This window comes from Natronospira sp. (assembly GCF_007134575.1).
Lineage (GTDB): Bacteria > Pseudomonadota > Gammaproteobacteria > Natronospirales > Natronospiraceae > Natronospira > Natronospira elongata.
The window spans coordinates 1-8,472 of the sequence record NZ_SLKM01000036.1 but is presented as its reverse complement, the minus strand read 5'-3'; the positions used below and the strand labels follow the sequence as shown (position 1 = coordinate 8,472).

The 8,472-nt window shown below is 60.0% G+C and carries 7 protein-coding genes, 2 tRNA genes and 1 pseudogene; 8 read left to right on the top strand and 2 right to left on the bottom strand.

What is annotated here, in order from left to right:
• Positions 1-558 (top strand): annotated as a pseudogene (locus ACJWXQ_RS01445) (pyridine nucleotide-disulfide oxidoreductase); the annotation flags it as partial.
• A gap of 93 nt (positions 559-651) precedes the next feature.
• Here the strand turns inward: ACJWXQ_RS01445 and ACJWXQ_RS01440 are convergent.
• Together ACJWXQ_RS01440 and ACJWXQ_RS01435 are read right to left on the bottom strand one after the other, a co-directional pair.
• Entirely contained in the window at positions 652-1,233 is a 582-nt protein-coding gene (locus ACJWXQ_RS01440) for a hypothetical protein (protein WP_406672000.1), read from the bottom strand.
• A gap of 11 nt (positions 1,234-1,244) precedes the next feature.
• A complete protein-coding gene (locus ACJWXQ_RS01435) occupies positions 1,245-1,538 on the bottom strand; it encodes a hypothetical protein (protein ID WP_406671999.1) in 294 nt (97 codons plus the stop codon).
• 149 nt (positions 1,539-1,687) lie between these two features.
• Between ACJWXQ_RS01435 and ACJWXQ_RS01430 the strand changes: the two genes are divergently transcribed.
• From ACJWXQ_RS01430 to odhB, 7 genes are all read left to right on the top strand, one after another.
• A complete protein-coding gene (locus ACJWXQ_RS01430; protein WP_346049567.1) occupies positions 1,688-2,086 on the top strand; it encodes a secondary thiamine-phosphate synthase enzyme YjbQ in 399 nt (132 codons plus the stop codon).
• Positions 2,083-2,610, top strand: coding sequence for an acyl-CoA thioesterase (locus ACJWXQ_RS01425; RefSeq protein ID WP_346049178.1), 528 nt, complete (start codon positions 2,083-2,085; stop codon positions 2,608-2,610). Before ACJWXQ_RS01430 ends, ACJWXQ_RS01425 begins: the two co-directional genes overlap by 4 nt.
• Entirely contained in the window at positions 2,610-3,113 is a 504-nt protein-coding gene (locus tag ACJWXQ_RS01420) for a GNAT family N-acetyltransferase (RefSeq protein ID WP_346049180.1), read from the top strand. Before ACJWXQ_RS01425 ends, ACJWXQ_RS01420 begins: the two co-directional genes overlap by 1 nt.
• Positions 3,114-3,146: 33 nt before the next feature.
• Positions 3,147-3,222 (top strand) — tRNA-Ala (locus ACJWXQ_RS01415).
• Positions 3,223-3,635: 413 nt separating this feature from the next.
• Positions 3,636-3,712 (top strand) — tRNA-Arg (locus tag ACJWXQ_RS01410).
• A gap of 529 nt (positions 3,713-4,241) precedes the next feature.
• Positions 4,242-7,187 carry a 2-oxoglutarate dehydrogenase E1 component gene (locus tag ACJWXQ_RS01405; protein WP_406671998.1) on the top strand — a complete coding sequence of 982 codons (2,946 nt, stop codon included), beginning with the start codon at positions 4,242-4,244 and terminating at the stop codon, positions 7,185-7,187.
• Positions 7,184-8,428, top strand: coding sequence for a 2-oxoglutarate dehydrogenase complex dihydrolipoyllysine-residue succinyltransferase (gene odhB / locus ACJWXQ_RS01400; RefSeq protein WP_346049184.1), 1,245 nt, complete (start codon positions 7,184-7,186; stop codon positions 8,426-8,428). Before ACJWXQ_RS01405 ends, odhB begins: the two co-directional genes overlap by 4 nt.
• The last annotated feature ends 44 nt before the right edge of the window (positions 8,429-8,472 follow it).

Sequence of the window (8,472 nt, the reverse complement as noted above, 5' to 3'; positions counted from 1 at the left end):
GAGTATCTGCGCACTTCGGTGCCGAATATCTTCGGTTGCGGTGATGTGGTGGGCCCGTATCAATTCACCCATGCCGCCTCCCACCAGGCCTGGCATGCGACGGTCAATGCCCTGTTTGGCTGGGCCAAGCGCTTTCGGGTGGATTATCGCTTTCTGCCCTGGGCGACCTACACCGACCCCCAGGTAGCACGGCTGGGCCTGAACGAGCGCGATGCCAGGGACCGGGGTGTGGATTATGAGCTCACCACCTACGACTTCTCCGGACTGGATCGGGCCGTGGCGGATGAGAGCAATGAGGGCTTCATCAAGGTCCTTACCCCGCCGGGCAAGGACCGGGTGCTGGGTGTCACCATTGTGGGGCCCCAGGCCGGGGAGCTGATCAGCCAGTTCACCATTGCCATGAAGAACGGTATCGGCCTGAACAAGCTGCTATCTACCATTTACCCCTATCCCACCCTGGGTGAGGCCAACAAGTTTGCTGCGGGGAATTGGAAGAAGGCCCATGCACCGCAGGGCGTATTGGCCTGGATGGAGAAGTTCTTCGCCTGGCAGAGGTGATGCCAGGTCGGTATGAGGCAAGGCGGGTGGGCAAGCGACCGGCTACCGGCCGGTCCTTGCCCCTTCCGTTTTTGGGTCAGGCGAGGGCAGTGATTACCAGTTAAGGCGCGCGCCCAGGCGCCACTGCCTGTCATCGCCGTGGTAATCGTAGCTGCCGGAGATGGCAACCTGATCCGAGAGCTCGAACACGCCGTGGACCCGCATCAGTGCTTCGCCGGACGCCGGGTCCAGGCGACTGACACCGCCGACCCGGGGACCGCCGCCAAGCTCGAAGCGGGGGCTGATCCGGGTTCGAATGCCCGCCGCCATGCTCACAGAGCGACGGGTGTCCTGCAGACTGACCCGGGCGGTTACCGGACCACCTTCCAGGTACCACATGCCCCGATCAGTGATCATGCCGCCCGCGCCGACCAGCAATGCGTTGTATTCGACTGCCACACGCCCGGGAAGGTCCTGATTGTCCCGGCTCAGCATTTCCCGTTCCAGGATCAGCCAGCTACCCGGGCTCACCGTCAGGCTGAGACGGCTGCTGGTGCCGGTGATGGCATCCGCGCTGTCCGGGTCAATACGGCTGTACTGGGCCTCCAGGAAATCAGTGGAGAAGTCCAGTTCGGAGCCAAGAGCAGTGACAGGGGCTAGCAACAGGGTCAGCAGGCTGGCGCGGGCAGGGCTCATTTAGCGGTCCTTTATTCATCTTCGTCATCCTGAAGGTAATCGTCTGCCAGCTCGTCCTGCAAGCGACGCGCCTCCATGTATTCCTCGACGGATCGCCACTGGCTCTTTCGCTGACTGTGATTGGGGGCCGGCGGCCGATTGGCCGGTGCCGTGGCGGCGAACAGCTTTTCCAGCTCGCCTGCCTCCTCCAGGTCCATTTCGTCATCGAAATCGTTGTCGTCCAGTTTCTTGTTCTTTCCGGCCATGCCGCAGCCTTCCTCCTGATTTGCAACGCCCTCGAATTCGGGCAAATCGGGGCGCAGCATTTATATAGCTTCGCGGCGCGGAAGGAAAGGCCCTTTAAAGAAAAAAATGACGCTATCAGGCAATGGGTCTCCGGTGGCCGGGCATATTATCATGGTGGGAAACCCGACCCGAGGAGACAGTCTTGCTTCAGAAGGAACTCAATTTCCCCATGCCCGGGCGCGGCACCCGCGATATCACGGCCGACATTGCCGCGGTGGTATCAGACAGTGGAGTGGGCACTGGTCTGTGTCACGTCTTCTGTCGTCATACCAGCGCCTCTCTGGTGATCTGCGAGAATGCCGATCCGGAGGTGCGCGACGACATGGAGCGATTCCTTTCCCGTCTGGTTCCCGATGGCGATCCCATGTTTCGCCATGACGCCGAGGGTCCGGATGACATGCCGGCCCATGTTCGCAGCATGTTGACCCAGTCCGGTCTCAGTCTGCCGGTGACGGGCGGTCGTTTGCTGACCGGGACCTGGCAGGGGGTTTTCCTCTACGAGCACCGCAGCGGCAGCCATGACCGTCGGGTGGTGGTGACGGTCATGGGGGAGGCGGGGGGCGCATGAATCTCTGGTTTCGAATGATTCGGGTGATCATCCGGGCCCTGTTGGGGCGCAAACTGGATCCCCTGGGCCTGTCGGTGGTTCATTTCCGGGTCTGGCCCCACGATCTTGATGTGAACATGCACATGAACAACGGCCGCTATCTGACCCTGATGGATCTGGGGCGGCTCGACCTGATGATCCGGACCGGCATGGGGCGACTGCTCCTCCGGGAACGCTGGATGCCCATCGCCGCTTCCGCCATGATCCGTTTCCGTAAGCCGCTGCTGCCCTTTCAGCGCTTCCGGCTGGAGACACGTGTTCTATGCTGGGATGAGAAATGGTTTTTCCTGGAGCAGAAACTGGTCCAGGGGGACCGAACCGTTTCCGTGGCCCTGCTCAAGGGCTGCATGCGCGTCTCGGGTGGTCATGTGCCACCATCTGATATCTTTGAGAAGGTGACGGGGCGGGCGCATCCGGCGCCTGAGATGCCGGAAACGGTGCAGCGGTGGGTGGAGGCAGAAGATGCCGTCAAGGAGCAGGTGTGATGTCCGATGATGCAATCCAGGTTCGTCGTGCCAAACCGGCTGATGAGGCCGTGATCGCCGAATTCAATCGTGCCCTGGCCATGGAATCGGAGGGGCTGGAGCTGGATGCCGCTCTGGTCCAGTCCGGGGTTCGCGCTGTGCTGGCTGATCCGGGCCGGGGCTGCTATTTCCTGGCCGGGCAGGCGGGGCAGGTCGTGGGCCAGATCGGGCTCACTTATGAGTGGAGTGATTGGCGGAACGGGTTTTTCTGGTGGATTCAGAGTGTCTACGTCAGGGAGAGCCATCGTCGCAGTGGCGTCTTTCGTGCCCTGTACCATCATGTGGAAGCCATGGCCCTGGAGGATCCGGGGTGCACCGGTCTGCGTCTTTATGTGGAGCCGGAGAACCGCAAGGCCATTGAAACCTATCTCTCCCTGGGGCTTTCGGACGCACCCTATCGGATGCTGGAACTGGATTTCTCCGAGCCCGACCGGGAAAGCCGTGCGGCTGAAAAGGATGACTGAGTGGGGCGCCGGTGATAGAATTCCGCGCAAATCGGGGCCGTAGCTCAGTTGGGAGAGCGCAGCAATCGCACTGCTGAGGTCAGGGGTTCGACTCCCCTCGGCTCCACCAATATCTAAAAACCGGGCGATGCCCGGTTTTTTTGTGCCTGAAATGGGGGGCACCTGGGCCGTGCTTGCTGTTGGCGCATTCAAAGTGATGGGCAGATTGCCTTCGATTCAGGGGCTGAAATCGCGGATGAATCCGCTCCTACGGCGGCTTCGGCATACGCTAGTGGCACCGTGGGAGTGAATTTATTCGCGATCAAAAGCCTCCGGATGGCACTAAGGTATAAGACTGAACCAAACACTCCCAGAGCACGGCCCAGGTGCCCCCCACTCCCTGAGCAAGCCCACCAGGCCCGAAGCCGGGACGTCCCTCGTCATCGAAGGGCACTATCCCCAATCGAGCCCGACAGATAACGAGCCAGTGGCCCAGACAAAGAGAAATCCGTAGAATGGTCCCGCCCCATCGCCAGACCGCAAGCCCCGGTAGCTCAGCAGGATAGAGCAGCCGCCTCCTAAGCGGCAGGTCGCAGGTTCGACTCCTGCCCGGGGCACCATTTTCCCAACGACCGGCCTTCAAACCGTCCCGGCTGCAACTGACGCTCTGGGACCGCAGGCGTGCGAACCTGCGCGCAGGAGGCACGACGCACTTCCCTGTGCGTCGCCCTCCGGGTTCACGGGCTCCGCCCGTGAATGTCAAATGGCTCCGGGCAATTTGTCGACGCCTGCCCGGGGCGCCATTTTGTATTCTTTGAATGGCCCGCGCCTTCGGCGAAGGTTCCCGGCCTCAGCATTTGCTTTCTGGCCGTCTCCCTGCTCGAAACCACCGCGCAAATACGGATTCCCGCTGACATTTTGCCCGCCCAGCGGTTTCTTCCCGGCGCCGAATCCGATACACTATACCGCCGTTGCGAATTCACTTGGAGCGGCACCCAGGATGCGGTCCACCACGCTTCCCGGCTACTTACCGGACGGGTCCTTATGGCCCGGTTGTCGCCCATGCCCGCAGCAATCCCCTTTCCGGCACGGATCCTCTATCCGTCGCCCGTTCTCAAGCCTCTCCAACCGAGTTGGTGACTGATACCGATGAGTGAAACTCTCGAGCAGAAGTACGCGACTTCGCACCTTTTTGGTGCAAATGCACCCTTTATTCTCGAAATTTACGAAAAATACCTGGAAGATCCCGGCGAGGTGCCGGATGAATGGCGGAATTACTTCCGCGGCTTCCTGGATGGCCAGGGCGGCAGTGGCGCCGATGTCGCCCATGGGCCCATTGTCGATGAAATGGCCGAGCGAGCCCGTGCTCCCCGCGTGGCGGCTGCCGGCAGTTCCGGCTTTGATCCCAGGCTGGCAGAAAAACAGGCAGGTGTCGCCAGGATGATCCAGGCCTATCGTGGGCGTGGGCACCGGGTGGCTGACATTGATCCCCTGGGCCTGCGGGAGAAGCCGGAACTGGACGAATTGCAGCCGGCCTTCCACGGGCTGTCCGATTCGGACATGGACACTGAATTCTCCACCATGGGCCTGTTCGCCAAGGACTTCATGAAGCTGAGGGATATCATTGCCCAGCTTGAGCGCCTGTACACGGGGCCTATTGGTTTCGAGTACATGCACGTCACCGATCCGGAAGAACGGCGTTGGCTGCAGGAGCAGTTTGAGCGCCGCCAAGTGGATGCCCTGCTGGATGATGACGAAAAGCGGCTGCTACTGCGCCAGCTCACCGGTGCCGAAGGCATCGAGCGCTACCTGCACAAGAAGTACGTCGGCCAGAAGCGATTCTCTCTGGAAGGCGGCGAGTCCATGATCCCGCTCCTGGATGACCTGATCCAGCAGGGGGGCAAGGATGGTCTGGATGAAATCGTCGTGGGCATGGCGCACCGTGGACGTATCAACGTGCTCATCAATGTCCTTGGCAAGAGCCCGGAGGAATTGTTTTCCGAGTTCGAGGGCATCTATGACGATGATATGGAAGACCGCTCCGGCGACGTGAAGTATCACATGGGCTTCTCCTCGGATCTGGAGACACCCGGTGGCAATGTCCACGTGGCCCTGGCATTCAACCCTTCCCATCTGGAGTTCGTGAATCCGGTGGTCGAGGGCTCGGTTCGTGCCCGCCAGGACCGCCGTGGTGACAAGGACGGCAAGACTGTCATGCCGGTTCTGATCCACGGTGATGCTTCCTTTGCGGGTCAGGGTATCGTTCAGGAAACCCTGCAGATGTCCCAAACCCGGGGCTTCTACACTGGCGGCACCGTGCACATTACCGTCAACAACCAGGTGGGCTTTACCACCAGTAATCCCCGAGATGCCCGTTCCACGCCCTATGCCACTGATGTGGCCAAGATGATCGAGACGCCGATTCTTCACGTCAACGCCGATCACCCGGAGGCGGTTATTTTTGCCACCCGCCTGGCCTTGGCTTATCGGCAGCGCTTCCACAAGGACGTGATGATCGATCTGATCTGCTATCGCCGCCATGGTCATAACGAGGCAGATGAGCCGGCAGTGACCCAGCCTGGTATGTACTCGGTGATCCGCTCCCATCCCACGGCCCGGGAGATCTATGCCGAGAACCTGGTTGAGGCCGGTGTGGTGAGTGAAGAAGATCCTCAGAAACTGCTGGATGAATATCGCGACGACCTGGATGCCGGCCGCATGGTGGCGCCCAAGAGCCAGGGCATGATCGGCAATGAGTACACCGTCGATTGGAGCGAGTTCAACCTGAAAGACTGGGATGAGCCGGTGGATACCACTATCGACGGGGATCGAGTTCAGCAACTGGTAGAGGGAATCACCACGGTTCCCGATGATTACAAGTTGCACAGCCGGGTCCAGCGGATCATCGATGACCGCAAGAAAATGGGGCAGAGCAAGATACCCATGGATTGGGGTTTTGCCGAGACCATGGCCCATGCCAGCCTGCTCACCGAAGGTTATTCGGTTCGCATCGCCGGCCAGGACAGTGGCCGCGGCACTTTCTTCCACCGCCATGCGCGGGTCTACAACCAGGAAGACAATGCCGAGTTCATTCCGCTTCAGCACCTGAGTGACGATCAGCAACCCTTCTATGTTTATGACTCCCTGCTTTCCGAGCAGGGGGTGGTGGGTTTTGAGTACGGTTATTCCACCACCAACCCGGACACGCTGGTCATTTGGGAAGCCCAATTCGGTGACTTTGCCAATGGTGCGCAGGTCATCATTGATCAGTTCCTCAGCTCCGGTGAAGCCAAGTGGGGCCGTTATTGCGGTCTGACCCTGTTCCTGCCTCATGGTTATGAAGGGCAGGGGCCTGAGCATTCCTCCGCCCGCCTTGAGCGTTATCTGCAGCTTTGTGGCCAGCACAACATGCAGGTCTGCGTCCCGTCCACGCCCGCACAGATGTTCCACATGCTGCGCCGGCAGATGGTGCGCAAGTTCCGTAAACCGTTGATTGTGCTGACACCCAAGAGCCTGCTTCGACACAAGCTGTCCACCTCGCCGCTCAGCGACCTGGAGAAGGGCCGCTTCCACACCGTAATTCCGGAAGTGGATGAGCTGGATCGCGACAAGGTTCGGCGGATTGTCTTCTGCTCCGGCAAGGTCTACTACGATCTGCTTGAGGCCAGACGCCGCGACGAGATCGATGATGTCGCCCTGATTCGTCTGGAACAGCTCTACCCCTTCCCGCAGAAAGCTTATCGGGAAGCAATCAAGACCTATCCCAACGCCCGTGAAATCGTCTGGTGTCAGGAAGAGCCGAAGAATCAGGGGGCCTGGTATAACATCCGTCATCGCTTGCAGGCGCCGCTCACCGAAGAGCATGGTCTGCGTTATGTGGGCCGTGCCACGGCGGCTTCCACTGCGGCCGGTTATTTCAAGCTGCACGTTAAGCAGCAGAAGGCCGTGATCGAGTCTGCTCTGTCTGCCGGTGGCACCACCGCTTCGGGCGGCGGCAAGAAGAAGGCTGGAAAGAAGAAGGCTGCCGGCAAGAAGACGGGCGCCAAGAACACGGGCAAGAAATCCAGTAATAAGAAAACCTCGGAGAAAGCATGAGCACTGAAGTAAAAGTACCCCAACTACCGGAATCCGTTTCCGACGCCACGCTGGTTGCCTGGCACAAGCAGGCAGGCGATGCCATCAAGCGTGACGAAAACCTGGCCGACCTGGAAACCGACAAGGTGGTGCTGGAAGTTCCCGCACCGGCCGACGGTGTGCTTAAGGAAATCAAGGTCGAGGAAGGCACTGTCACCAGTGGGGACGTGATTGCCATAGTAGAAGAAGGTGCCGAAGCCGCGGCGGGTGCCAGCAAGGAAGAGGCCAAGGATACGGGTGACGACAAGGCCGAGAAGGCCGCCAAGAGCGGGGGTGATGAGGATAAGTCCGCTGCTGATCGACTGTCTCCCTCCGTGCGCCGGTTGGTGGAAGAGCATGACCTGGAACCGTCTGATATTGAAGGCAGCGGCAAGGGTGGTCGCCTTACCAAGGCGGACGTCATGGCCTATATCGAACAGGGTGGCGACAAGAAGGCCGACAAGAAGCCCGCTGCTGAAGCCAGCGAGAAGCCTGCCGGTCCTCAAGGGGTGATCAGCGGCGCCCGGGAAGACCGGCGGGTTCCCATGAGCCGCATGCGTGCCCGTATTGCCGAGCGGATGGTGGAGTCACAGTCAAATGCCGCCATGCTCACCTCATTCAATGAGGTGGACCTGACCGAAGTCATGGCCCTTCGCAAGCGTTACAAGGAAAGCTTCGAGAAGGAGCATGGCGTACGCCTTGGTTTCATGTCCTTTTTCGTCAAGGCGGCTGTCGAGGCGCTCAAGAAGCACCCCATTATCAATGCTTCCGTGGAAGGCAAGGATGTCATCTACCATGACTACTGGGATATCGGTATTGCCGTATCCAGTGACAAGGGGCTGGTGGTTCCGGTGGTGCGTGACTGTGACCAGAAAGGCTTTGCGCAGATTGAAGGCGATATTGCCGCCTATGCCCAGAAGGCCCGCAAAGGCGGTCTGGGAATGGACGATTTGCAGGGCGGCACCTTCACCATCACCAATGGTGGTGTATTCGGCTCGCTGATCTCCACGCCCATTATCAATCCGCCCCAGAGTGCCATCCTGGGCATGCACAAGATCCAGGAGCGGCCCATGGTGGTGGATGGTGAGATCAAGGCCCGTTCCATGATGTACATTGCCTTGACCTATGACCACCGCATCATTGATGGCAAGGATGCGGTCCAGTTCCTGGTGTCCATCAAGGAGAGCCTGGAAGATCCGGCTCGTCTGATGCTCCAGGTCTGAATCAAGGATCAGGTCCCGGCCCGTCTGGGCCGGGGCTTTTCTTG